This is a genomic window from Planomonospora sp. ID91781, assembly GCF_015711595.1.
In the GTDB taxonomy this organism is placed as follows: domain Bacteria; phylum Actinomycetota; class Actinomycetes; order Streptosporangiales; family Streptosporangiaceae; genus Planomonospora; species Planomonospora parontospora.
The window spans coordinates 4,226,013-4,251,123 of the sequence record NZ_JABTEY010000001.1; the positions used below are offsets into that span (position 1 = coordinate 4,226,013).

21 protein-coding genes are annotated in these 25,111 nt (G+C 72.8%); 10 read left to right on the forward strand and 11 right to left on the reverse strand.

All coding sequences use genetic code 11. The annotated features are described in order from the left end of the window. Positions 1-45: 45 nt before the first annotated feature. Both HS048_RS19075 and HS048_RS19080 read right to left on the reverse strand, forming a co-directional pair. Positions 46-1,800 (reverse strand): IS1182 family transposase, encoded by a 1,755-nt coding sequence (locus HS048_RS19075; protein WP_230880883.1) that lies wholly within the window; start codon positions 1,798-1,800, stop codon positions 46-48. A gap of 352 nt (positions 1,801-2,152) precedes the next feature. Next, entirely contained in the window at positions 2,153-3,121 is a 969-nt protein-coding gene (locus HS048_RS19080; protein WP_196467702.1) for an AraC family transcriptional regulator, read from the reverse strand. 76 nt (positions 3,122-3,197) lie between these two features. On the opposite strand from HS048_RS19080, the gene HS048_RS19085 reads away from it, so the two are divergent. Then, complete coding sequence (locus HS048_RS19085) at positions 3,198-4,082, forward strand: NAD-dependent epimerase/dehydratase family protein (RefSeq protein ID WP_196467703.1); 885 nt, start codon at positions 3,198-3,200, stop codon at positions 4,080-4,082. Positions 4,083-4,415: 333 nt separating this feature from the next. Beyond that, positions 4,416-6,170, forward strand: a complete 1,755-nt coding sequence (locus tag HS048_RS19090; RefSeq protein WP_230880883.1) for an IS1182 family transposase — start codon at positions 4,416-4,418, stop codon at positions 6,168-6,170. A 74-nt stretch (positions 6,171-6,244) separates the two neighbouring features. Here HS048_RS19090 and HS048_RS19095 read toward each other — a convergent pair whose 3' ends face one another. Then, positions 6,245-6,652: a YkvA family protein gene (locus HS048_RS19095; RefSeq protein ID WP_196467704.1), complete on the reverse strand. Its 408-nt coding sequence runs from the start codon at positions 6,650-6,652 to the stop codon at positions 6,245-6,247. Positions 6,653-6,898: 246 nt separating this feature from the next. Between HS048_RS19095 and HS048_RS19100 the strand changes: the two genes are divergently transcribed. Continuing rightward, positions 6,899-7,885 (forward strand): GNAT family N-acetyltransferase, encoded by a 987-nt coding sequence (locus tag HS048_RS19100; protein ID WP_196467705.1) that lies wholly within the window; start codon positions 6,899-6,901, stop codon positions 7,883-7,885. A gap of 46 nt (positions 7,886-7,931) precedes the next feature. After that, a complete protein-coding gene (add, locus tag HS048_RS19105) occupies positions 7,932-8,945 on the forward strand; it encodes an adenosine deaminase (protein ID WP_196467706.1) in 1,014 nt (337 codons plus the stop codon). Between the two features lie 7 nt (positions 8,946-8,952). On the opposite strand, the gene HS048_RS19110 is transcribed toward add, so the two are convergent. Then, positions 8,953-10,338, reverse strand: coding sequence for an MFS transporter (locus tag HS048_RS19110; RefSeq protein ID WP_196467707.1), 1,386 nt, complete (start codon positions 10,336-10,338; stop codon positions 8,953-8,955). A gap of 101 nt (positions 10,339-10,439) precedes the next feature. Between HS048_RS19110 and HS048_RS19115 the strand changes: the two genes are divergently transcribed. Further along, positions 10,440-11,447 carry a helix-turn-helix transcriptional regulator gene (locus tag HS048_RS19115; protein WP_307832542.1) on the forward strand — a complete coding sequence of 336 codons (1,008 nt, stop codon included), beginning with the start codon at positions 10,440-10,442 and terminating at the stop codon, positions 11,445-11,447. A gap of 78 nt (positions 11,448-11,525) precedes the next feature. On the opposite strand, the gene HS048_RS19120 is transcribed toward HS048_RS19115, so the two are convergent. The 4 genes from HS048_RS19120 to HS048_RS19135 all read right to left on the reverse strand — a co-directional run bounded on the left by HS048_RS19120 (position 11,526) and on the right by HS048_RS19135 (position 16,473). Continuing rightward, positions 11,526-12,896 (reverse strand): AAA family ATPase, encoded by a 1,371-nt coding sequence (locus tag HS048_RS19120; protein WP_307832543.1) that lies wholly within the window; start codon positions 12,894-12,896, stop codon positions 11,526-11,528. Beyond that, positions 12,893-14,419 carry a hypothetical protein gene (locus HS048_RS19125; protein WP_196467709.1) on the reverse strand — a complete coding sequence of 509 codons (1,527 nt, stop codon included), beginning with the start codon at positions 14,417-14,419 and terminating at the stop codon, positions 12,893-12,895. The genes HS048_RS19120 and HS048_RS19125 overlap by 4 nt, the downstream gene beginning before the upstream one ends. 58 nt (positions 14,420-14,477) lie before the next feature. After that, on the reverse strand, positions 14,478-15,578 hold the full coding sequence (locus HS048_RS19130) for a hypothetical protein (RefSeq protein WP_068902992.1): 1,101 nt from the start codon (positions 15,576-15,578) through the stop codon (positions 14,478-14,480). 91 nt (positions 15,579-15,669) lie between these two features. Continuing rightward, the gene (locus HS048_RS19135; RefSeq protein WP_196467710.1) at positions 15,670-16,473 is read right to left on the reverse strand and encodes a hypothetical protein; all 804 of its coding nucleotides are present in this window, start codon (positions 16,471-16,473) and stop codon (positions 15,670-15,672) included. A 104-nt stretch (positions 16,474-16,577) separates the two neighbouring features. Between HS048_RS19135 and HS048_RS19140 the strand changes: the two genes are divergently transcribed. Both HS048_RS19140 and HS048_RS19145 read left to right on the forward strand, forming a co-directional pair. Then, positions 16,578-17,036 (forward strand): NYN domain-containing protein, encoded by a 459-nt coding sequence (locus HS048_RS19140; protein ID WP_196467711.1) that lies wholly within the window; start codon positions 16,578-16,580, stop codon positions 17,034-17,036. Between the two features lie 182 nt (positions 17,037-17,218). Further along, a complete protein-coding gene (locus tag HS048_RS19145; protein WP_196467712.1) occupies positions 17,219-18,121 on the forward strand; it encodes a hypothetical protein in 903 nt (300 codons plus the stop codon). Between the two features lie 101 nt (positions 18,122-18,222). On the opposite strand, the gene HS048_RS19150 is transcribed toward HS048_RS19145, so the two are convergent. Beyond that, the gene (locus HS048_RS19150) at positions 18,223-19,098 is read right to left on the reverse strand and encodes a helix-turn-helix transcriptional regulator (RefSeq protein ID WP_068902984.1); all 876 of its coding nucleotides are present in this window, start codon (positions 19,096-19,098) and stop codon (positions 18,223-18,225) included. 138 nt (positions 19,099-19,236) lie between these two features. Between HS048_RS19150 and HS048_RS19155 the strand changes: the two genes are divergently transcribed. The 3 genes from HS048_RS19155 (at position 19,237) to HS048_RS19165 (ending at position 22,399) form a co-directional block, all read left to right on the forward strand. Continuing rightward, on the forward strand, positions 19,237-20,016 hold the full coding sequence (locus tag HS048_RS19155) for an NAD(P)H-dependent oxidoreductase (RefSeq protein ID WP_196467713.1): 780 nt from the start codon (positions 19,237-19,239) through the stop codon (positions 20,014-20,016). A 511-nt stretch (positions 20,017-20,527) separates the two neighbouring features. After that, a complete protein-coding gene (locus tag HS048_RS19160; RefSeq protein ID WP_231647603.1) occupies positions 20,528-21,184 on the forward strand; it encodes a CBM20 domain-containing protein in 657 nt (218 codons plus the stop codon). Between the two features lie 420 nt (positions 21,185-21,604). Next, positions 21,605-22,399: an endonuclease/exonuclease/phosphatase family protein gene (locus HS048_RS19165; RefSeq protein ID WP_068902978.1), complete on the forward strand. Its 795-nt coding sequence runs from the start codon at positions 21,605-21,607 to the stop codon at positions 22,397-22,399. A 63-nt stretch (positions 22,400-22,462) separates the two neighbouring features. On the opposite strand, the gene HS048_RS38910 is transcribed toward HS048_RS19165, so the two are convergent. Both HS048_RS38910 and HS048_RS19175 read right to left on the reverse strand, forming a co-directional pair. Continuing rightward, on the reverse strand, positions 22,463-23,725 hold the full coding sequence (locus tag HS048_RS38910) for a glycosyltransferase family 4 protein (protein ID WP_196467714.1): 1,263 nt from the start codon (positions 23,723-23,725) through the stop codon (positions 22,463-22,465). Beyond that, positions 23,722-25,044, reverse strand: coding sequence for a lipopolysaccharide biosynthesis protein (locus HS048_RS19175; RefSeq protein WP_196467715.1), 1,323 nt, complete (start codon positions 25,042-25,044; stop codon positions 23,722-23,724). Before HS048_RS19175 ends, HS048_RS38910 begins: the two co-directional genes overlap by 4 nt. Positions 25,045-25,111 lie beyond the last annotated feature (67 nt).

A 25,111-nucleotide genomic window follows, 5' to 3' on the forward strand; every position in this document is an offset into this window, starting at 1 on the left:
TCGGGCTCTGGCCCACTTTCGAGATGCTGTTGGTGATCTCGGTGTTCAGGCGGGTGGGTGCGGAGGCAAGCGCTTGCATAACCGCTGGAAGGCGGTGAGAGACCGACTTGCTCTCGATGGGCCGGCCAGATCATATTGAGTGAGCCGGATGATGTTGGTTCCGGCGGCGGTCAAGACGTGCTGAACGTGGGTCTTGGCCAGGCCGAGGTAGCGGCAGTGGCGCAACCCGTGAGCGCGGACGGTCTCCGAGACGGTGGCCTCGCATCCGGCGCGGATGGCGTATCGCGCCCGCCACTGCCCGGTCTGCTGCTCGGCCCGAGCCCTGGTCTGGATCTCTTGCTGGGGCCGGGGCAGCAGCGTGACGTGGCGGCCTTTGCCGTCGATGTTGCCGGTGCAGGCCAGGCGGTCGGCGCAGGCCCGGCACGCCTGGCGGGGAAACAGCACCGAAAAGCGCGGACGGCCGTCATCGAACGTCGGCTTCCAGGGCGGGCTGGTCACGCCGCGCGGGCAGGTGAGGGTGTGAGCGCGCCAGTCGATGTGGAAGTCCTGCTTGGCGAAGCCCGGACGGGCCCGAGGATCCGAGCGGACCGGTCCGAGCAGGCTGATGCCCCACCGCACTGCGGCATGGTGGATGACGTCGGGGGTGATGTAGCCGGTGTCGACCACGTGCTCGGCCGGGGTCAGGCCTTGAGCGCTCAGCGCCGCGTGGATGGCGTCCAGGGCGTCGATGTCCTGTTCGGGTGCGGGCCGGGTCGCCACGTGCACGATGACGTTCGGGCCGCCCGCGTCGCAGATCTCGCTTTGGTGATCGCGGTAGCCGATCCATTCGGCCTTCCCGGCTTTCTGGCAGTACCGGGCCTCGGCGTCATGCGGGGTGACGATCTCCATTCCCGACCACGGTACCCGGGCCGAGGCAGGGTCCGGTCGCCCGCCGGTGGCCGGGGCGGTGGTTGATCTGCGCGTCTTGGTGCGGCGGCTCTGCCGGTCCCGGGTGGATTTGGGCCCGCGCCAGGCCAGCGCGCCGTCGGTGTCGGTCCAGTACTGCTGAACCCATACCCGCCGCAGGATCTGGACCTTCGGCAGGCGGCGTAATCGCGGTGGAGCGGCGGCGGCGTACACCGCATTCAAGATCGCTATTCCGTCCTGGCCGATCTGCAGGGTGTAGGCGGCCAGTTCATCCTTGCTGCGGGGCAGCCGTTCATAGCGGATCGGACGGGCATACCGCTGCGCCCACTGCGGTGTGATCAGATCGGCCAGCCAGGCGTCGTCGGTGGCAGCCAGCTCCTCCAGGGCGGCTCGCAGCGTCTCGCCCACCAGCTCCACCCGGTTCAGCCGGCGCACCGCAGCCAGTACATGGGTGGAATCGGTGCGCACCCGTCCTCTCCGGTTGACCAGACCGGCCGCCGCCAGCCGGTCGACCATCACCGCCAGCAGCCGATCGGCCCGGTCCCCGTCGGCCATCCGGTCACGGAACTCGCTGAGCACCGAGTGGTCGAAGCCGGTATCGGTCAGCTCCAGTCCCAGGCAGTATTTCCAGTCGATCCGGCAGCGCACGGCCACCGCGGCCTGGCGATCGGTCAGGTTCTCGGCGTACTGCAGCACCGACACCAGCGCCAGCATCGCCGGCGGCAGCCCTCGGCGCCCATCGGCGGGGTACCAATCGGCGAAGTCGTCATCGGTGAACAGTCCTTCCAGCCGGTCCCGGATCCACATCGCCGGCGTGCCCTTGGGGTTGCTCGCCCATGCCACGCGCACCGTCTGCGCCGGGATCATCCGTCCCGGGTCTCGTCCCATCGACATCGCCGTCTCACTTCTCGCCCGCCCGCTCGTCCTCTTCAGCGAAACACGACATCAAGGTCATGTCGCCAGCGAAGTAAAGATCACCAACAGCATCCTTTCGATGATGGGGTGACCATGAGTGAGGCAACCGACGTGCGGAACGCCACCAGGCCGCCTCCGATGTCCTGTCGGCTTACCTCCAGCCGACCGCCTTGTGTCACCGTCCGCTACCGAGTCATCAAAAGCGGGCCAGAACCGGTTGTTGTCAGTGACGTGCGCCTGGTTGTTGTCAACAATCGCCTGCCGGTCCCTGCGGTGTTCGACTTGATCGCCACCAGTCCTGACCTGATGGTTCTGGCCAGGGCGAGCGACTCTACCCGGCGTCTGGTGACAGCGCTCTGGCCACCGTCCCCGGAAAGGCCGTAGGGCGGTGGGTGCCGGGAGGGTGGCCGACCTCGCGGCGGAAGGCGGCGGCGAAGGAGAACTCGTCGGCGTAGCCGACGGCGGCGGCGATCTCGGCGAGGGTGTGGTGAGGAGAGTCGCGCAGGAGGGCCTTGGCGAGCTCCATACGCCAGGACGTGAGGTGGGTCATCGGCGGGTCTCCCACGAGGGCGCGGAAGCGGGCGGCGAAGGTGGTGCGGCTCATGCCTGCCACGCGGGCGAGGGAGGTGACGGTCCACGGGCGTTCGGGGGAGGCGTAGAGGGCGTCCAGAGAGCGGGCTATGCGTTCATCGGTCAGGGCGGCGCGCCAGGAGCCAGGAGAAGCGGGCTTGTCCAGCTCGGCGCGGATGCCCTTCAACAGGAGGATCTCGGCCAGGCGGGAGGCGATGAGGGGCGCGCCCGGAAGCGAGGCCCGGATCTCGTCGCGGAGAAGATCGAGCAGCGGTGTCAGGCCGGGTACCGCCTCGCGCTCACCGCGGGGAAGGTGCACGACCGGCGGGAGCGCTCGCAGGAGAGGGCCGCGCGCGGCGCCGCCCACGCTGAGTTCCGCGCACAGCACCACGGTTCGCAGGCCGGGACCGCCGTACCGCAGCCGCGAGGACAGGCCGCCGGCCGCCGCTGCGGGAGCCTCGTCCTGGACCGGTGCGCCGGGCCGGTGCCGCAGTGTGTGGGGCGCGCCGTGCGGCAGGATCAGCAGATCGCCTGCCACCGCGTGCACCTCGCATCCGGTCACCTCCAGCCAGAGCTCCCCTTCCAGCAGGTGGTGCAGAAAGACGGTCCGGCGGGCGGCGACCCGCATACCCCAAGGAGCGCCGAGTTCGACGCGCCCGTAACGGCTCGCGGTGATCCGGACGTGGCGGAGCAGGGCGTCGAGCACGTCGGGGGCCGGACGATCACGCATGGCATCGGGAGTCTGCCACATGTCCCCGTGGTGCTGCAGTTCGTAGCGTGGGCCTTCCGTCATCAAGGAGGACACAGTGGACATCTTCGTGACCGGTGCGAGCGGATTCATCGGTTCCGCGCTGACCCGTACCCTCGTCGCCCGCGGGCACCGCGTACGCGGTCTGGCGCGCAGTGCCGCCGCCGAGGCGAAGGTACGCACCGCCGGCGGCGTCCCCGTGCGGGGCGGTCTGGCGGACCTGGCGGTGCTCGCACGGGAGGCAGCCGCAGGTGACGGGGTGGTGCACACCGCCGCGACGACCGGAGAGGACCGTCCCGCTGTCGATGCGGCGGCGGTGACCGCGATGCTCACCGCGATGGAGGGCGGCGCCTTCGTCACCACGACGGGCGCGCCGCGGGCGCGATCGTCGCGGGTTCCGGTAGCCGAGGACGACACCGCTGAGCCGACCGGACCGCTGGCCTGGCTCGCCGACGCCGAGGCACGCATCCTCGACGCCGGGCACGTCCGAGGCTCCGTGGTGCGGCCTCCGATGGTCTACGGCGATGGAGCGGGCCCGGTCGCCGGACTGATCGCTCAGGCTCGCCGCGACGGGGTGGCCCGCTACGTCGATGCCGGGGAGAACCGCTGGTCAACGGTGCACGTCGGCGACCTCGCGCTCGCCTATGCCCGCATCCTCGAAGGCGGGGCGACGGGTGTGTTCCACGCCGCCGAGGCGGACCCCGTCCCGATGGCCGACCTCACCGCGGCGATCGGGGACGCCGCGGGTGTGCCGGTCGGTTCCTGGACGCTGGCCGAGGCTCTGGCTTCCCGCGGCGGGCTGGCCGCCTATCTCGCCATGGACGCCGTGCTCGACGCCGGTCGGCTGCGCTCGCTCGGCTGGAGCCCGGTCTTCGGCGATGCGGTTCAGGGCATCTGCGGTGCTCTGTGTAATCCCGCCCAGCGGTACGCGCTCACCCCTTGACGGACGGCGACCTCGGCGGACACCGGTTCGTCCCTGGTGCTGTCAGCCTGCTGAACGAGGGTCGCCACGCGACCTGCTCCGCAGGCTCCCGGCCGTCGGCTTCGACACTCAACCTCCACCGAAGGTGGACCCCGCCGACGGCAACCGGACGTACAACAGTCCGGCCCCTGTTGCGCGCACACTCACTGACAAGAACCGGGCGTATCCACTGACAACAACCGGTTCTGGCCCGCTTTTGAGATGCTGTTGGTGATCTTTACTTCGCTGGCGACATGACCTTGATGTCGTGTTTCGCTGAAGAGGACGAGCGGGCGGGCGAGAAGTGAGACGGCGATGTCGATGGGACGAGACCCGGGACGGATGATCCCGGCGCAGACGGTGCGCGTGGCATGGGCGAGCAACCCCAAGGGCACGCCGGCGATGTGGATCCGGGACCGGCTGGAAGGACTGTTCACCGATGACGACTTCGCCGATTGGTACCCCGCCGATGGGCGCCGAGGGCTGCCGCCGGCGATGCTGGCGCTGGTGTCGGTGCTGCAGTACGCCGAGAACCTGACCGATCGCCAGGCCGCGGTGGCCGTGCGCTGCCGGATCGACTGGAAATACTGCCTGGGACTGGAGCTGACCGATACCGGCTTCGACCACTCGGTGCTCAGCGAGTTCCGTGACCGGATGGCCGACGGGGACCGGGCCGATCGGCTGCTGGCGGTGATGGTCGACCGGCTGGCGGCGGCCGGTCTGGTCAACCGGAGAGGACGGGTGCGCACCGATTCCACCCATGTACTGGCTGCGGTGCGCCGGCTGAACCGGGTGGAGCTGGTGGGCGAGACGCTGCGAGCCGCCCTGGAGGAGCTGGCTGCCACCGACGACGCCTGGCTGGCCGATCTGATCACACCGCAGTGGGCGCAGCGGTATGCCCGTCCGATCCGCTATGAACGGCTGCCCCGCAGCAAGGATGAACTGGCCGCCTACACCCTGCAGATCGGCCAGGACGGAATAGCGATCTTGAATGCGGTGTACGCCGCCGCCGCTCCACCGCGATTACGCCGCCTGCCGAAGGTCCAGATCCTGCGGCGGGTATGGGTTCAGCAGTACTGGACCGACACCGACGGCGCGCTGGCCTGGCGCGGGCCCAAATCCACCCGGGACCGGCAGAGCCGCCGCACCAAGACGCGCAGATCAACCACCGCCCCGGCCACCGGCGGGCGACCGGACCCTGCCTCGGCCCGGGTACCGTGGTCGGGAATGGAGATCGTCACCCCGCATGACGCCGAGGCCCGGTACTGCCAGAAAGCCGGGAAGGCCGAATGGATCGGCTACCGCGATCACCAAAGCGAGATCTGCGACGCGGGCGGCCCGAACGTCATCGTGCACGTGGCGACCCGGCCCGCACCCGAACAGGACATCGACGCCCTGGACGCCATCCACGCGGCGCTGAGCGCTCAAGGCCTGACCCCGGCCGAGCACGTGGTCGACACCGGCTACATCACCCCCGACGTCATCCACCATGCCGCAGTGCGGTGGGGCATCAGCCTGCTCGGACCGGTCCGCTCGGATCCTCGGGCCCGTCCGGGCTTCGCCAAGCAGGACTTCCACATCGACTGGCGCGCTCACACCCTCACCTGCCCGCGCGGCGTGACCAGCCCGCCCTGGAAGCCGACGTTCGATGACGGCCGTCCGCGCTTTTCGGTGCTGTTTCCCCGCCAGGCGTGCCGGGCCTGCGCCGACCGCCTGGCCTGCACCGGCAACATCGACGGCAAAGGCCGCCACGTCACGCTGCTGCCCCGGCCCCAGCAAGAGATCCAGACCAGGGCTCGGGCCGAGCAGCAGACCGGGCAGTGGCGGGCGCGATACGCCATCCGCGCCGGATGCGAGGCCACCGTCTCGGAGACCGTCCGCGCTCACGGGTTGCGCCACTGCCGCTACCTCGGCCTGGCCAAGACCCACGTTCAGCACGTCTTGACCGCCGCCGGAACCAACATCATCCGGCTCACTCAATATGATCTGGCCGGCCCATCGAGAGCAAGTCGGTCTCTCACCGCCTTCCAGCGGTTATGCAAGCGCTTGCCTCCGCACCCACCCGCCTGAACACCGAGATCACCAACAGCATCTCGAAAGTGGGCCAGAGCCAGGAATCGTCAGCGGTCCGCGCGGAATCGATGTCAGTGGCTTCTGCCGGCCAGGCGGCGTACGGCGGCGAGCCCGTCGCCGGTCCCGGGCCAATGGCGCTCCAGCGCCTGGGGCCCGGCGACTCGGACAACCGAGCGCAAGACCACGGCGACCACGATGGCGTCGTCGGCGTAGCCGAGAACCGGAATGAAATCGGGCACCAGGTCGATCGGCAGGGCCAGGTACCCCAGCAGCAGCCACAGCCGGATGCGGACCCCGCGCGGCAGGGCGCGGTCGCGAGCCAGCCGGGAGATGAGCCGCAGCAGGTCGGGCAGCAACCGGATCGCCTCGGTGAGCAGGCCGGCGCGCGGCCGGACGATCGCCAAAACGGCCAGAGCCGCCAGCCACAGCACCACCAGCCCGCCGACGGCGGAAAGAGCGGTGGTGAGCCAGATGTTCACGAGTCGTCCTCAGTCGTCACGCGCAGATGCCGATTGCGATCGTCCCATGCCACTCTCCTCTCAACGGGTGGCAGAAGAATCCAAGAACCCGCCTCCACAAGACCAGGGACACACCAAGCGCTCTCCGAACTCACGCCGAGTCATCGATCATCGAGAGTGAGCCGGAGCCCACCGGCTGGGCGCTCAACATTCCGGGCCAAGCCACGACCCAGCCGATCCCAAGTCGGGCCGGGCACGCTCGCAGACATGAACACCACCACACCGGACGCCGCCGCGACCCCCACCGCATACGCGCCTCCCGCCGGGTACACGGCCCGGCGGCCCGAGGCGGCCGACGCCGCCACCGTCCACGGGCTGATCTCCCTGTGCGACACGCAGGTGATCGGCAAGGCCGACATGACCCTGGACGACGTCGCCGACCAGTTGAACGACCCCGCCTTCGACCGGGAGCGGGACGGCTGGCTCGTCCACGACGCCGGCGGCCGCCTCGTCGCCTGGGCCTGGGCCTGCCGGAAGGGCGCCAGCGACAACGTCGACGTCGACGTGGTGGTCCACCCCGACGCCCAGGCCCTCACCGGCGGGCTCTGGGACGCCGTGACCGAGCGGGCGCGGCGGATCACCGCCGGGCTCGGCCACGACCGCGCCGTGCTGGACATCGGCCTGTACCGGGAGGACAGCGGCAAGCGCGCCGTCGCCGCCGCCCGGGGATTCGCCCCCGCGACCAGCTTCATCCGGCTCCTCGCCGACCACGCCGGCCAGGTCGCCGAACCCGCGCCGCCCGCCGGGCTGACCCTGCACGACGGTCTGACCGAGGAGGTGCGCCGCCAGGGCCACGCGGTCCAGCAGGCGGGTTTCGCCGACCACTTCGGGTTCACCCCCAAGGGGTTCGGCGAGTGGTCCGCCGACCTGGACGCCTCGGCCAGCACCGACTGGTCCCAGCTGCTGGTGGCCCGGATCGACGGTGAACCGGCCGCGATGCTGCTGGGCACCGACATGTTCGCCGGTGACGAGAACTGCGGCTACGTCCGCCAGCTCGCCGTCCTGCCCGCCCACCGCGGCCGGGGCCTGGGCCGGTTCATGCTCCGCACGGCGTTCGCCGCCGACGCGCGGCGCGGCCGGGTCGGCACCTACCTGCACGTCGACGCCAACAACAGCACCCCCGCGCTGGACCTCTACCTCTCGGTGGGCATGCGCCAGGTGCTGGCCATCGACGTGTGGCGCCGCACGGTCTGAGCCCGCGCCGATCGGAGATCACCGGGCGGCGCTAGCATGATCCGGCGTGAGGGATCTCCGCCTGCTCCCCAAGGCCCACCTGCACGTCCACCTGGAGAGCACCGTACGCCCCCGGACGGTGCGCGAGCTGGGCGGCCCGCCGGAGCCCGAGGGCCCGTTCGCGAGCTTCCGCGAGTTCGCCGACCGGCGGGCGAAGGTGTGCGAACTGCTGCGCACCCCCGAGCACTTCCGCCGGATCGCCCTGGAGTTCTGCGAGGACGAGGCCGCTCAGGGCACCCGTTACGTCGAGGTGACCTTCACCGCCGCCTCGCACGGGGAACGGGTCGGACGGCTCGAGATGCCGCTGGAGGCCGTGCTCGACGGGCTGGCCGAAGGCGCCGCCAGGTTCGGGATCCGCAGCCGGGTGCTGCTCGACCACTCCCGGCGGCGCCCGGTGGAGCGGCTGCGGCGGACCTGCGAGCTGGCCGTCCGCTACGACGAGGTGATCGGCGTGGGGCTGGCGGGCGACGAGAGCCATCCACTGGCACCGTTCGCCGAAGTACTCGGCGCGGCCCGGGAGGCCGGGCTGCACCTGGTGCACCACGCGGGGGAGGCGGCCGGCGCGGCCAGCGTCCGCGAGGCGCTGGACCTCGGGCACGCCGAGCGGCTCGGGCACGGCATCCGGGTGCTCGACGACGACGCGCTGGTGGCGCGGGTGCGCGGGAGCGGCATCCCGCTGGAGGTCTGCCCCACCTCCAACGTCCTGCTCGGGCTCGTTCCCTCGCTGGCCGAGCACCCCCTGCCCCGGCTGCTGGCGGCCGGGCTGGCGGTCACGGTCAACACCGACGGGGAGACGGCGCTGGCCGACGAGTACGCGCGGCTGCGCGAGGTCTTCGGATACGGTGACGACGTCCTGGCCGAGCTGGCCCGCGCTTCGATCCGGGCGTCGTTCGCCCCCCGGGAGCTCGAAGCGGAGCTGCTGACCGGGGTCGACGCCTGGCTGGCCGAGGCACCGCCCGCGGATGCGGAGACCCCGCCGCACGGGGCCGGCCCGGAGACCGGGCCGGGAAGCGCCGGGTGACCGCCTCTCAGCGGCCGGGCCGTGCCCGGAGCAGCGGCAGCGCGCACGCCCCGGCGGCCAGGGCCGCGACGGCCAGAGCCGCCCCCGTCTCCGCGGCCGAGCCGCGGCTCAGGTACAGCGTGCCGAACGTCGCCACCCCCAGGACCTGACCCAGCTGCGTGACCATCACGAACAGCCCGCTGGCGTCGGCGGCGTCGGAGGGCGCGACGCGGGCGAGGGCCACCGCGAGCACCGGGCTGAACGTCCCGCCCAGCCCCAGCCCGGTCACCGCCATCGCCGCCGCCAGCAGCGGTTGCCCGTGCCCGCCGCCGCCCAGCGCCGCCGCCAGGCCCAGGTAGCCGAGTGCGGCCACGGCGAACGACGCCACGATCATCCGCCGGTGCAGGTGCTGGGGCACCCGACGCCAGTTGAGGCTGGCCGCGGCGAAGGTGACCATCCCCGGCAGGAACGTCAGCCCGGCAGCGATAGGGCTGTCGCCCAGCCGGCCCTGCAGGTGCAGGGCGACGGCGAACAGGAAACCGCCGTAGGTCGCCATCGCCCCGAAGACCGCCAGCGCCGACGCGAGCACCCCCGGCGCGCCGAACACCCGGCCCGGCACCAGCGGGGCCGCGGCTCGCCGTTCCACCAGGGCGAAGACCCCCGCCATGACCGCGCTCGCCGCCAGCGCCGCCCAGCCCCACAGCGGCCAGTGCTGCTCGTGGCCCAGCACCAGCGGGACGACCAGGAGACCGACCGTCAGGGAGAGCGTCACCAGGCCCGCCAGGTCGAGGGGGCGGCGGGCGGCGGGTGCGCCGCCCGCGGAGGGCAGCAGCCGGACGCCGGCGGCGAGCAGGACCAGGCCGATCGGCACGTTCACCAGGAACACCGGCCGCCACCCGCCGCCCAGCAGGTCGGCGGAGACCAGCATCCCGCCCAGCACCTGACCGGCGATCGCGGCCCCGGAGATCACCGCGGCGTAGAGGCTGAGCGCGCGGGCGCGGGCCGCCCCCTCGAAACCGGTCTGGATCATGCTCAGCACCTGCGGCACCATCAGGGCCGCCCCCGCCCCCTGCAGCAGCCGGAAGGCGATCAGCTGCCCGGCCGAGACGGCCAGGCCGCAGGCGAGCGAGGCGGCGGTGAACAGCGCCAGCCCCGACAGGAACAGCGGCCGCCCGCCGTACCGGCCGCCGAGGCGGGCGCCGGTGACCAGGAGCATGGCGTAGGCGACGGTGTAGCCGGAAATGATCATTTGGAGCCCCGAGCCGGACGTGCCGAGATCGGAACGGAGCACCGGGGAGGCGACGTTGACGATGGAGACGTCGAGGACGGCCATGAACTGCCCGGTCAGCAGGATCGTCAGCAGCCATGGCGTACGCAGGGCCGGAGCCCTGCTCGGAGTGGAGATCGCGGTCATGGCACGAGCCTGGCGGCGGGAGGATCATGGTGGTGAGAGCCTGCCGATCCTGGTACCACCGGCACCTGGCAGACCGGCCGTTCAGCGACCAGCATGGAGGGGTGACCGTGACCCAGCCCGACGCCCGGACCGATGCGTGGACCGGCGCCCGGCCCGATGCTCAACCCGACGCCCGGACCGATGCGTGGACCGGCGCCCGCGCCGGGAGACCGGGGAAGCCCCGCGCGGACGTCCGGCCCGGAGCGCCGGAGCGGATCCCGCCGGGGGACCGGCGCGCCGAGCTCGCCGCCTTCCTGCGCACCCGCCGCGGCCGCGTCACCCCCCAGGACGTCGGTCTGCCCCCCGGTTCGCGCCGCCGTACCCCCGGATTGCGCCGGGAGGAGGTCGCCCAGCTCGCCGGGGTCGGAGTCACCTGGTACACCTGGCTGGAGCAGGGCCGGCCGATCAACGCCAGCACGCAGGTCCTCGACGCGATCTCCCGCACCCTCCGCCTGGACCAGGCCGAGCACGAGCACCTCTACCGGCTCGCCGACGTGCCCGCGGTGGCCGAGACGGAAGGCGACCGGGGCCTGGAGCCCGAGACCCGGACCATCCTCGACCAGCTGGGGCCGCTCCCCGCCGCCGTCTACAACGCCCGCTACGACCTGATGGCCTGGAACGCCACCTACGAGCGGCTCTTCCCCGGCACGACGACGCAGCCGCCCGCCACCCGCAACGCGCTCTGGCAGCTGTTCACCACCCGCGACTGCTGCAACCCGGTGGTCAACCGGGAGGAGGAGCTGCCGCAGATGGTGGCCACTCTGCGCGCCGGATTCGGCCGGCACCTCGGCGAACCCGCCTGGACCGAATTCGTCCGGCGGCTGTCGGCCGCCAGCCCCGACTTCGCCCGCATGTGGGCCACCCACGACGTGGCCAGGCCCGGCAGCCGGATGAAGATCTTCCAGCACTGCACCGCCGGGCTGATCCGCACCGTCTCGACCAGCCTGGCCCTGTCGTCGCCGCCCGAGGCGCGGATGGTCGTCTACACCCCGCTCGACGACGAGAGCCGCGAGCGCATCGCCTGGCTCCGCGCGCACCCCGACGTCCCCGCGGTCGACCACACCCACTGACCGGCCGGCCATGACCACCGGCCGGCCGATCACATCCACTGGCCGACCGCCGCGCCCGCGAGCCCGCCGGGCCGCCGCTCAGTCGGAGGCCACCCGGTGCTTGGCGAGGTGGGCCAGCACCGCCTGGTTGGCCTCCCACCCGTCGGGGAACTTCACCGGCACGCCCAGCTGCACCGGCTCCGCCGACGGGTGGGCGTCCAGCAGCTCCGGGATGCCCGCCCGCGCCACCACGATGCACGCGTGCCGGTGCCGGGAGGTGAGCACGCACAACCGCCCCGACTCCAGGTGGAACGCCGTGGCGTCCCGCCGCCCCGACAGCGGGTGCAGCACGATCGTCACGTCGTACTCCCGCCCCTGCAGCCGGTTGGCGGTGTCCACCGTGATCTCCTCCGGCACCCCCGCCGCCCGGATCGCCGCCACCTGGTCGCGGTGCGCCGCCCCGATGGCGATCCGGTCGGCCGTCACCGGGTGGCTGCCGCGCTCCGAGTGCGCGACCGGCGCCCGCTGCAGCAGCCGTACGGCCAGCAGCGCCACCGCCTGCACCGCCTCGGCGTCCGTGCGGACCGTGTGCCGGCTCGGCAGCTCGTACAGCGCCCAGCCCGAACCCGCCGCCTCCTCCAGCGCCCGGTCGTAGGAGGTCCGCATGCCGTCCACCGTCAGCTCCAGCGACCGGTCGGCGTGCTCCGTGCCCGCCCGGAACCCGGTGAACGGGTAGAACGCCTCCGACACCACCGGCGCCGCCGACGCCGGCAGCCGCCACGACACCGGCAGCCGGTGCACCGGCAGGTCCGGGTTGTGCCGGAGCAGCACCGAGACCGCGCTCTGCACCGGATCCCACGACAGGCCCGCCCACCGGTCGCCGTCCACGATCGAGAACGGGTCCAGCTGCCCCGGGTCGCCCACGAACAGCGACCGTTCGAACAGCGAGGCGATGCGCAGCAGCTTGTCCGAGCGCATCTGGTACGCCTCGTCGACGATCGCCCACGGCCAGGTCCGGTCCCCGACCCAGGCCCACTTGTCGGCCGTGGCGACCACCACCGCCGGATCGCCCAGGTCCGGCAGCTTGCCCGCCACCGAGACGCCGGGGTGCGCCAGGATCCGCTGCGGCGTGACGTACCCGCTCGCCGACAGCCGGCCGATCATCAGATCCGGATGCTCGGTCGCCAGCCGCTCCACCAGGTCGTCGACCTGCTCGTTGGTCTGAGCGACGATCATCAGCGGCTCGCCGGTCTCCGCGATGTGCCCGGCGGCCCGCACCACCAGCGTCGACTTGCCCGCCCCCGGCGGGGAGTCCACGACCACGCCGCGGTGGCGCGGCAGGTCCGCCAGCACGCCCGCGACCACCTCCGCCGCCTCCTGCCGCGGGGTCAGGCCCGGCGCCGGCATCGGCACCCGGGGCCCGGCCGGGACCGGATCCGGGCCAGGGGCCCGCACGACCTTGAGCGTCACTCCCACTCCTCCTGCGCGTCGTCGTCACCGGGCACGTACTCCTCGGGCGGGCCGCCGTGGGTCCACGGCGTCTCCTCCGGGTCCGGGAGCGCCGCCGAGGTCTGGAAGTCGTCGGTCAGCGAGGTGTAGCAGACCCGCTGGCCCGGCTCGGGCACCGCTCCGGGAGCGGGCGTCTTGCCGCGACCCATCCCCTTGGTCACCTTGAGCACGACCTCGACCGCCCCGCCGCCGGCCCCGCCCGTCCCACCGCCGGGCACCCCGCCCGCGCCGGAGACCGCGACCACCTCGACCACCTCGGCGCCGTGGCCGCGCCGCTCCGGGCTGCCCACCGCCGCGCCCGGCGCCAGCCGTACCGGATCGTCGGTGCGGACGGTGACCAGCGGCCGGAGCTTGCGCGAGCGGCCCTCGCCCTCGAAGTGCTCCGGCTCCACCGCCGTCACCACCCCGGCGAACGCCTCACCGGTCAGCCGGTACTCCGCCATGACCAGCGGATCGTCGTAGGCCCGCTGCACGTCGTAGGAGGCTCGGGCCCGCTCCAGCCCCGCCAGCCGCGCCGCCGCGCTCACCGCCCCGTCCCGGCGCGCCTGCGGCGGGCCGCCCTCGGCGATCCGCTCGACGAACCGGGTGAACGAGCCCCGGTCGGACTCCCAGCGCCCGGCGACCCGCGAGCCCTCCGGCAGCGCGCGCAGCAGCTCCACCGAGCGCCACATCAGCCGCCACGTCGGCTCCAGCTGGGTGCGCAGCGCCTCGGCCACGCGCTCCACCGCCCGGTCCGTCGGCGCCTCCTCGTACGCCTGCACGGCGGGGGCGAGCACCTCGTTGTCGAACCCCGGATCGGTGGCCGGTCCCGCCGGAGGCCACAGCAGCGGATCCTCGGCCTCCTCGGCGGCCCGCCGCCCGGTCGTCCCGGCGGGCGGGTCGATCCAGCCCAGCAGCGCCGCCAGGTTCGCGTCCTCCAGCGCGCTCTGCCCGGTCGCCCAGTGCGTGCCCAGCGCCTCGGTGGCCGCCAGCAGCAGCGACGACCCCGGCTGCCGTGACCGGTCGGCGAAGTAGGTCAGCCAGCGCCCCAGCAGCGGCACCGACGGGTGCACCGGATACGGGCCGTCGGCCCGCCGGAACCGGGTGGACCGGCCCAGCAGCCCGGTGAACTCCGCCGCCGGCCGGTTCGGCACCAGCAGTTGCGGCGCCTCCAGGCACCGCTCGTACGGCTCGCCGCCCTTGCGCTCGACCGTCTCCGTCCGCTTCTGGAAACCCTCGACGTACGGCAGCAGCACCTCGGCCAGCTCGGCGGCGAACGCGAACCGCAGGTCCCGGTTGCGCGGCTGCGGCACCACCAGCAGCCGGGGGTGGTCCGGGTCGGTGCCGACCATCGCGCCGAGCGGGGCGGCGGCCTCACCGGCCATCTTCAGCGGGACGAACACCATGGGGCGGTCCGAGACGTGGCAGTGCCGGACCGTGGTGATCCGCTGCGCCACGCCCTCCCGCATCGCCCGCAGCCGCGCCAGCGCGGTGAGCGCGCTCATGCGGCCTCCTCCGTCGGTCTCATGAGCGCGAGGCGGCTGTGTCTTCCGGTCCGCTCGCTCATGCCACGCACTCCCGGCGCAGGCGGTCCGCCAGGCGGAGCAGGCGGGCGATCTCCTCCTGGCCCTCCTCCGGCTCACGCGTGCCCTCGGCCAGGCCCAGCGCCTCGTCCATCCCGGACACGCCGCCGAGCTGGTCGCGGACCTGGCGGCCGAGCAGGTCGGTGGAACCGCAGCCGCGTGCCTCGTCCCGGCAGAACATGCACATGTCGCACGCCGCCAGGCAGTCCGGCGCGTACCGGGCCGGCACCCGGCGCAGCGCCTCGGCCAGCTCGCCCGCCGAACGGGTCGGCACGCCGTCGGCGTCCGGCTCCAGGGAGAAGGTCAGCCCTTCCGGCAGGTCCTCCAGCAGCCGGTCCACCCGGGTCATCCGGGCCAGCTGCCGCCGGAGCACCGCCAGCTGCCTGCGCACGTCCACCAGCGAGGCCACCGGGCGGTTGGCGAAGTTCTCCGGGCAGACGAGCACCACGTCGTGGGAGACCCGCTCCGGGTCGTGCCCCAGCTCCTCCATGAGCGCGCGCAGCGCCAGCACGTAGACCGCCGCCTGCCGCGCCGCCGCCGCCACCTTCTCCGGCTCGGCCTGGCCGTCGATCACGGAGAACGACTTGATCTCCACCACGTGGAAGCGCCCGCCGAGCTGGAACGCCACCACGTCCGGCTCCAGGTAGGAGGTCTGCCCGGCGATCCGCAGGCTCAGCAGCGGGTGGTCGTAGAAGACCGCCGAGTCCTCGCTCTCCCGGGCGGCCCGGTCGATCAGGGCCCGGGTGTGCGAGGCACGCAGGTGCGCGCCGACGTTCTCCACGTCCCGGTAGCCGACCTGCGCGATCGGCAGCCCCATCAGCTCGCGCAGCAGCCGCAGCAGCTCGGCGCAGCCGTTCTCCTTCACCAGCGACTCGAAGACGTTCCCGCGGGTGATCGCGAACTGCGACTGGCCGAAGGGCGCGGGGAAGCCGACGTGCCGGGCCGCGGCGTCCTTGTCGACCCCGGCGGCGTCCAGCAGCGACCGCCGGGCGCAACCGGGGTTGGCGGCCAGTGCCGCGATGGCCCGGGCGTCGTGCGCGCGGGCCGGCACCGGCCCGCGCAGGTCGTCCAGCCGGCTCACCGCACGCCCCCGGAGCGGTCGTGGAGGACGGCTCCCCTGCTGCGCCCGCCGTGCCGGTCGTGTCCCCGGAGGACCTCGTGATGCCCGCCCATCAGCAGGCTCCCCTCAATGTGCTCAGTGCGGCCGCGCCGAACAGGCGCTCCACCTCGGTCAGCTGATCGCCCGCCCGCGCCGCCACCTCGGCCCGCTGGGCGGTGTCGGCGGGCAGGTGCACCTCCAGTTCGGCCCGGGCCGCCCCGACCACGGTCGCCGGGTCGGCCGGGCCGAACCCGCCCTCCACGGCCCCCGGGATGTTCTGCGCCATCCGTGAGAGCAGCCGCACCGCGCCCGGCGGGGGCTCGGCGAGCCGGGTCAGGTGCTCGGCGATGCGGACGGCGGCGGTGAGGAAGTCGACCCGCGGGCTCAGCGGCCCCACCACCCGCGCCTCCAGCGGCCAGGTGCTGTCGGCCAGCAGCCCCCGGGCGGGGGAGAGGCGGTCGGTCAGCGCCGCGCACAGGTAGTACGGCCGGGCGTAGGGATCGCTGCGGAAAGAGCGCTCCTCGTCCCGGCGGAGGCTGGACAGCTGCGGGCTGCGCAGCCCGCCGGCGAAGAACGCCTCGTTGACCGCGACGACCAGTTTGGCGGCGGTCGGCACCCCCAGCAGGAGCAGCGCCTGGTGCACCTGCTCCCGGATCGGCATCAGCGCCGCGCCGGGCTCGCGGAGGGCGGGGCCCGCCTCCTCCGCCGGCTTCCCGGCCTCCTCGGTGACAACCGCCTCGTCCCAGGCCCGCTCGGCCCGGCGCAGGTCCGCCCGCAGGAGCCGGGCCAGCGAGGTGTCGCGGGCCTTGACCGCCCGCCGCACCTCGGCGCGGAGCTCGGCGATCCGCTGCTCCAGCGCGTCCAGTGGTTCACTCACGGCCCGGATCGTAACAGGAGTTCCACCCGCCTCCCTTGAATTCCAGCGATTTCCAGCATTAAAGTGCAAGACATGTGGTGATATGTGGGCGAAAGGGGCATTTCATGCGCAACTTGTCGCAGGGTCGGACCGTCCACCTGCTGGACGTGGAGAACCTGGTAGGAGCCCCGCGCCCCGCCCTCGGCGAGGTCGTCACCATGATGCGCCTCTACCGCCGCCGCGTCCCCGCGGGCGGCATGGACCAGTACGTCGCCGCCGTCAACCACGGCGCCATGCTCCCCGTCGGCCTCGCGCTGGCCGGGATCCAGCTCCTGGTCCGTTCCGGCCGCGACGGCGCCGACGAGGCGCTGCGCGAGGTGATCCGCCTCGACCACCTGCACATCCGGTTCGAACGCGTGGTCATCGGCTCCGGCGACGGCGCCTTCACCGACCTCGCCGACTGGCTCCGTGACCGCGGCGTCCAGGTCGTCGTGGTCTCCCGCCCCGGCGCCCTCAGCCGCAGGCTGCGCCGTACGGCGGGCCAGGTCATCTCCCTCGAACCGTCCCTGGACCTGGCCGCCTGACCCGCCTCGCTGTGGGACCCGTCCGGTCCGGGGGCCCTGAAGCCCGCCTGGTCCGGCGGTTATGAGCGGCCGAGGCCCGGCCGGCCCGGCGGTCATGAGCGGCCGAGGTCCGTCCGGTCCGGCGATCACGCGTGGCCGTGGAATCCGTCTAATCTGTGTGGAATCCGTCTAATCTGGCGGTCATGAGCGCGGGGAACGCCCACTACGTCGTCGTCGACCGCGGAGGGCACCGGGTCTGGTCGCAGCGCGGCGGCGCCGCCACCTTCCACCGCGACCTGCTCTGGGGCCCCGAACGCACCCTCGACTTCATCCGCCGGCAGCAGGGCGGACACGCGGCCTTCTGGATGAACTCCGTGTGGTGGCGGGCAGTGGCGCTGCTCAACCTGGGCGAGCGGCGGCTTCTCGTGCACACCGAGCGTGAGATCGCCGGGTACCCCCGCACCGGCCTGAGAGAGGTCCGCGCCTGGCTCAAGATGATGGCCGCCCTGTGGCCGGGCTGGACGGTGACGTGGGCGCCGCGCGGCCTGTATCAGGTCATGGAGTACCTCGGCCTGCCGTACGACACCGTGCTCTACCTGGACGAACCGCCGTCTCCGCTGGCGGGCCAGTGGGCCCTGGCGCCCAGCGAGGATGACGACCTGGCCCGGGTCGCCCCCACCCTCATCGCCGTCCGCGACGAGGGCGGCCGCCTGTCCTTCAGCGGCTGCTGGGCCAGCGGGATGGCCGAGCCGCTGCTGGCCGGGCCCGCAGTGCTCGCCTCCGCCCAGGAGGATGCCACCGGGTTCGCGGCGCTGGAGTCGGTCCCCTGGAACGGGGCCCTCCTGGACGTCCCCGGCCGCCGCCTGGACTGGTGGTCGCTGGACTGCCTCCTCGATCCGGCGTGGCCGGCGCACCACTGGCGCGGCTGGACGCTGACCGATCACGGGGACGCCTTCGAGGAGGTCGCCGCCCTCGTCGGCCCCGAACTGCTGCTGGACGCGGGCACGGACGACGACGTCCTGCGGCGGCTCACCGACTGGTTCGCCCGCGGCACCGCCGACCCCCGCGACCGCGAGCGCCTGCTCCGGATCCACCCGGCCGGCTGAGCGGATCAGCGCGGCGGGGCCGGGCACCGGGCCGGTCCGGCTCCGCCGGCCGGGGAACGGCCGCAGACGGGCCGCGCCCGGGCAGGCGCCGTACGGACCCGTCAGATGGGACGGCTCCGGCTCGCTTCCAAGGGATCCTCGGCAGCGTCACCTCGGCCCACGGCGCCGCCCGCGTCGGCGCCCAGGCCGGCCAGCAGCCGCAGGGCGTCCGCGGAAGGGCTGCCGGGGGCAGCCGAGAGCACCAGCAGCTCCATGCCTGATTCATCCGGCAGCGCGAAGTTCTCCTGGTGCAGTTCCAGTTCCCCGACCAGGGGGTGCCGGTAGGCCTTGCGCCCGTGCGTCCGCGCGCGCACGTCCGCGCGGGCCCACAGGCGCCGGAAGCGCTCGCTGCCCATCGCCAGTTCCCCTATCAGCGAGGCCAGGCGCGGATCCTCGGGGTACTTGCCGGCCGCCAGGCGCAGGTGCCCGACCACGTCGAGGGTGCACCGGTCCCAGTCGGCGTACAGGCCGCGCCCGGTCTCCTCCAGGAAGATGTGCCGGGCCGTGTTCAGGCCTTTCACGGGGCGGCCGTACAGCAGTTCGGCGAGGCGGTTGCCGGCGGCGGCGTCGAGGCGGTGGTCGACGATGAGCGCGGGCGCGTCGGTGATCAGGTCCAGGACCCGCGTCAGCTCCGGGCGCAGCCGCCCGGTGGGCGGCTTCGCCTTCCGGCGCCGCTGCCGGGCCAGCCGGTACAGGTGCCCGCGTTCGGTGTCGTCGAGCCCGAGGACCCGAGCGAGTGCGTCGAGTACCTGCTCCGAGGGCTGCGTGGCGCGGCCCTGCTCGAGGCGCACGTAGTAGTCGACGCTCACCCCGGACAGGTGCGCCACCTCTTCGCGGCGCAGCCCTTGGACCCGGCGGCGGCCGCCGGCCGGGATGCCCGCTCCGGCCGGGTCGACCCGGGAGCGGCGGGTGCGCAGGAAGCCCGCGAGATCGTCCATCGGCCGAGTATCCCGCGGACGCCGGCGCTGAAGGTGGCCCTGCCGTTACCAGGAAGCCGGGTCCGACGGAAGAAGCGCCCCTGAACGGCGACCGCCCGGGTGCGAAGGATCGGAGGCACCCGATCCGAAGGAGTTCGCATGAAGACGCTGATCGTCTACGCCCACCCGGAGCCGAGGTCGCTCAACGGCTCGCTGAAGGACCTGGCGGTGGCCACGCTGGAGAAGGCGGGGCACGCGGTGCGGGTCAGCGACCTGTACGCGATGCGCTGGAAGGCGGTCGTGGACGCCGGGGACTTCGGCCCGTCCGCTTCGAGTCCGCTGAGGGTCGCCGCGGACTCGGGGCGGGCCTTCGACACCGGGACCCTCACTCCGGACGTCGCCGCCGAGCAGGAGAAGCTGCTGTGGGCGGACACGGTCATCTTTCAGTTCCCGCTGTGGTGGTACACGATGCCGGCGATCCTCAAGGGCTGGGTCGACCGGGTCTTCACGTACCACTTCGCATACGGCGTCGGCGAACACAGCGACGTCAAGTACGGGGAGCGCTTCGGTGAGGGGACCCTCGCGGGCAGGCGGGCGCTGCTTTCGGTGACGGCGGGAGGCCCGGAGTCGCACTACGCCGAGCGCGGGATCAACGGCCCGATCGACGACCTGCTGTTCCCGATCCACCACGGGGTCCTGTACTACCCGGGGATCGAGGTGCTGCCGCCGTTCGTGCTGTACGGCGCGGACCGGATCACCGAGGAGGACTTCCCGGACATCGCCAAGGCCTGGGAACAGCGGTTGCTGACCCTGGAGTCGACCGAGCCGATCGCGTTCCGGAGGCAGAACTCCGGTGACTACGAGATCCCGTCGCTGCACCTGAAGGAAGGTCTGGAACCCGCGGGCCGCTCCGGGTTCGGGCTGCACGTGCGGTCCTGACCTCCGGCGAGCGCGACGGGTGTGGTCACGGTGAGTGCACGAAGGAGCGCAGCGGCGGGTGGCGCATCGCGATGATCCCTTCTTGCCGATATGGGACGCAATTTCCTGCAAGTTTCATCAAGTGATCCTCGCCGGAGTCGCCGTACTCAAAGTAAGAGATCCGCAGAAGACTTCCCGGGAATGCCCTGTGATCCATCTCACGCCCAATTCTGCCACCCCGGTCCCAGTGCGAAACGGCACTTCCGGCAACCTCTCACTGCATCTCGTCATCGAGTAGGGACTAGTGGTGACCGGTAATTATTCAGAAAATTTCCGCAAGTCCTTGCAAGATGGAAGGCGGCAGGCGAGACTCATGATCGCAAGGAGCTCCGCGCGCCCCGGGGACGCCGCCGCCGCAGCATCGGCGTCCCCGGCTGTTCTTATCCGTCAAGAACAAGGAGAAATGGTGTTCCCGCATTCGACCGAACACGCACGCCCGGCCCCCCGGACCGGTCACGCCCGGCGAGCGTTCGTGTTGCTGACCGCCCTCGTCGTCGCGCTGGCCTGCATGGCCCTGCCCGCGGGGGCCGCCAGCGCGAGCACGGTCACCTTCACCGCCGAGGCCGCCACCCACGTGGGACAGAACATCTTCGTGGTGGGAAGCGTCCCGCAGCTCGGCGCCTGGAACCCCGCAGAGGCGGTGGCGCTGTCGCCGGCGGACTATCCCCGCTGGCGGGCCGCCGTCACCCTGCCCGGTGGCACCGCCGTGCAGTACAAGTACATCAAGAAGGACTCCACAGGGGCCGTCTCCTGGGAGTCCAGCCCGAACCGCACCTTCACCACCCCCGCGGCGGGCACGGTGACCCGCAGCGACGTGTGGGCCCAGGGCGCGTCCGGACAGGTCGCCGCCTCCTTCAACGTGGAGGCGGCCACCGCCTTCGGCCAGAGCGTCTTCGTGGTCGGCGACCTGCCGGAACTCGGCGGCTGGGACCCGGCCAGGGCCCTGCGGCTGTCCTCCGGCGACTATCCCGTGTGGCGCGGGGCCCTTCTCCTGCCGCCCGACACCGCCGTGGCGTTCAAGTACGTCAAGAAGAACTCCGACGGTTCCGTCATCTGGGAATCCGGCCCCGACCGGACGTTCACCACTCCTCCCACCGGAACCGCCAGCAGGAACGACTCCTGGCGATGACGGGGAAATGACAGCTGAATGACGATCCGGCCGCGCGGCGATCCGTTCATCGGAAATCACCGCGCGGCCACTCGTCGTCGCACGCGACCGCGTAACCGGAAAAGCAAAGTCGGCGCGGGAATTCATCGTCTTCACTGAACCTGCGGGTGCCGACGCGCGAGCAGAGGGGAGGACGAAGTCGGTCACCCGGACCCGAAGGCCTGTGCCCGTGCTCCTGCATGATCCGGTTTATGCCGTACGGCTCCACCGGGCACCGGCGGAGGGGTGAACGGTATGAGAAATGTCCGACAGCGGGGGGCGTAGGCCCGGTGGACGGTGACGGAGCCGTCGGTGTACACGGCGCGGATCTGCCGGTAGGGCGAGGGCACGCCCGACCCGCCGATGTCCGGTACGGGGCGGGCTTGTGGGAACGTCTGAGGCATGAAGGTTCTGTCTTTCAACGTGCTCGTCGGGGGCGAGGAGCGGTTCGACGAGATCCGCTCGATCGTGGCGGCCGAGCGGCCCGACCTGCTGGTGCTGCAGGAGTGCGTCGGCTGGGAGGACGGCGGGCGGCTCCGCGAGCTGGCCGGGGCGATCGGCATCCCCGGAGGGGACGAGCACCTGGTCGTCGGGACGGCGAACCGGCGGCCGAGCGGCCGGCGGTACAACGTCTGCCTGGCGTCCCGCGCGCCGATCCTGCGCCGGGCGGTGCACGCGCCGCCGTTCATGGCGCACTGCGCCGTCGAGGTGGAGCTGGCCTCCCCCGGAGGGGGCGACCCGCTGCTCGTCCTGGGCACCCACCTCGTCGCCAGCGACGAGGACGCACGGCTGGCCGAGGCGGACGAACTGCTCCGCCTCCTCCCGCCCGAACTGCTGGCCGTGCGCGACTGCCTGCTGGTCGGCGACCTCAACGGGCTCTCCCGCCACGACCCCTACCCGGACGACCTGGCCGACCGCCTGGCCGAGGCCGGGATCGACAAGTACGGCCGGCCGCCCCGGTTCGAGGTGATGGACCGGCTGGAGAAGGCCGGCTGGGTGGACGCCCTGCGGGCCCGGCCGCGCTCGTCGCGCTGGGCCACCGCGCCCCGCGGCGGCGCCGGCGTGCTGGTCGACACGCGCAGCGACTACATCATGCTGTCGCAGCCGCTGGCCGCCCGCCTGGAATGGGCCGACGTGGTGGAGACCGGGACGGCCTCCGACCACCACGCGGTGGTGGCCCTGCTGGACGGTCACTGACTCCGGGGCGGGTCCGGTCTCCGGCCGCCACGCGGTGGTGGCCCTGCTGGACGGGCGGGACGGCTACCGGCTGCGGGGGGCGGCCCCCTTCAGCGCCGACCGGTACACCGCGAGCGTCTCCTCGGCGGCCCGGGCCCAGCTCAGCCGCTCCCGCACGAACCGCTCGCCGTTCTCGGCGAGCGCGCGGCGCAGCTCCGGGTCCGTCATGACGTCGATCACGCAGCGGGCGATGTCGCCGGGATCGGCGGCGCGCACGAACCGCGTCGCGGGCCGCTCCGGGTCGCCGAGGAAGATCCGGGAGAACCCGTCGCCGAGGATCGTCGGCCTGGCCAGGGCCATGGCCTCGGTCGCCACCAGGCCGAACGGCTCGAACAGGGAGGGGAAGACGCAGGCGTCGGCCATCGTGTAGTACTCCAGCAGGGCCCGGCCGTCGACGAACCCGTCCGAGGTGAGGACACACCCGCCCAGCCCGGCCTCGGCGGCGATGCGCTCGATGCCGTCCCGGTCGCCCTCCCCGACGAGGACCAGCCGCAGCCCGGGGACGGCGGCCGCGATCCGCGGCATCGCCTCCAGCAACTGGTAGACGCCCTTCTGCCGTTCCAGGCGGCCGACGAACAGCAGGACCGGGTCCCCGGCCGGGATGCCGAGCCGGGCGCGCAGGGCGGCGGCGCCCGTGCGGAGCCCGTCCCGGTCGAGGCCGGGGTCGGCGAGCACCCGCTCGAACGTGCCGCCCAGGCACACGACGTCCATCGCCGCCGGGTCCCAGCCGGCGGCGGTGAGCTGGTCGCGCACCTCCGGGGTGGCGACGACGACGCGGCGGGCGATCCGGCCCAGCCACCGCTCGACGGCGGCGAACACGCCGAGCGGGTCGGTGATGCTGCGCTGCGGGGCCACGCCGTACTCGGTGGTGTGCACGTGCAGGACGACCGGCAGCCGCAGCACGTAGTGGCAGAGCAGCCCGGCGAGGAAGTTCGTCGAGTCGTGCACGGCGACCAGGTCGGGCCGCCCGCTCCGGCCCGCCCGCAGCAGCCGCAGGAAGTACCGCCAGTTGCCGGCCACGACGCTCGCCGCGAGCAGGGCGAACTCGGTCCGGCGGGTGCGGTTGAGGCGCCGCCTGCGGCCGAGCGCGCCGAGGATCCGGCCCGGGGGCCGGTACACGGTGACGGCGCCGCGCCGCTCGTGCACCGGCCGGTCACCGGTGTCGTTGAGGGTGAAGACCGCCAGCGGCCGGTGGCCGGCCAGATGCGGGACGATCTCCTCGGCGTAGCGGCCGAGCCCCGCGGTGATGTTGGGCGGGAACTGGTTGATGACATGGACGATCTTCACGGTGCGGTCTCCTGGGACGGTGCGGTCTCCTGGGAACGGGCCGCGCCCGCCGGGGCCGCCCGCCGGTACGTCCGGGTCGCGGCGGCGGCCACGAGGGCGACGAGGATGAGATTGCTCAGCGCGAACGCCACCAGTGCCCCGGCCAGGCCCTGCCAGGCGGTGAGCGCCGCCTGGCAGGCGAGCGCGACCGGCGTCCCGGCGACCATGCAGCCGATGAGCACCTTGGCGCCGCGCACCCCGTCCATCAGCAGGACGGTGGAGTAGAGGTTGAACAGCATGTGGGCGCCCATCCCCGCGGCCGACAGCGCCATCAGGTCGAGTTCGTACGGGTACTGCTCGCCGAGCAGGAGGAAGAACACGGTGCTGCCCGCGAACGACAGGAGCACCGTGGCCGCGGCGACCGCCGGGGTGATCCTGCCGATGCGCCGCAGCAGGGCGGGCTTGTCCATGGTGGCCAGCGTGGGCAGCAGCACCAGGCCGATCCCGTCGGTGAACAGCACGCCGAACAGGCGCTTGGGGAAGCCGTTGTACACCGAGTACACGCCGACGTCGGCCGGGCCCGCCCAGTGGTTGAGGAAGATCACATCCACCCCGAACACCAGGGCGGTGAACACGGCGAGGACGGTCACGTAGCCGCCGTGCCGGTACAGCGAGCGCGCCAGCGCCGGCGACCAGGAGCGGGGGACGACCTCGCAGCCCGCCACGGCCGCGACGGCGAAGACGGCGTTCGTGGCGATGAGCGCGACCAGGTAGAACTCGGCGTCCCGGATGTCCAGGACGAGCAGGCAGTAGGACGAGCCGCCCAGGTAGGCGACGGCGACGGCGAACTTCAGGACGGCGGTGAGGACGTACCGCTTCAGGCCGCGCAGGAAGCTCTCGGTCAGCTGGTTGACCGTCATCGCCGCCGCCAGCGCCAGGGAGAAGCACAGCGTGCGGACGTCGACGCCGAGCAGGGCGGTCAGCGGCGCGGCGGCCAGCAGCCCGGCGCCGGTCAGGGCCGCGGTCAGCCCCAGCGCGGACAGCAGCGCCGTCGTCACCAGGGCGGAACGGTCCGGGGGCTCGGCCCGGGGCAGCTCCTGGTACATGACGTAGTGCAGGCTCATCAGCATGCCGACGGTGAGGATCGTGGCGATCGTCAGGACCACGGTGAAGTGGCCGAACGCCGCGGCGCCGATCTCCCGGGCGATGACGAGCCCGGTCGCCGCGGTCACCCCGCTGGCGGCGGCGCCCGTCACCGTCGGCCCGACCGCCCAGCCGCGGCCGTGCAGCAGCCGCGCGGCCCGGGCGCGCAGGCCTCCGGCCGTCCCGCGGGGCGTCATCGGGCGGCCTCGCGGTCCGCCGTCGCGGGCCTCATGGGCCTCGCGGTTTCCGCGGCGGTCACGGATG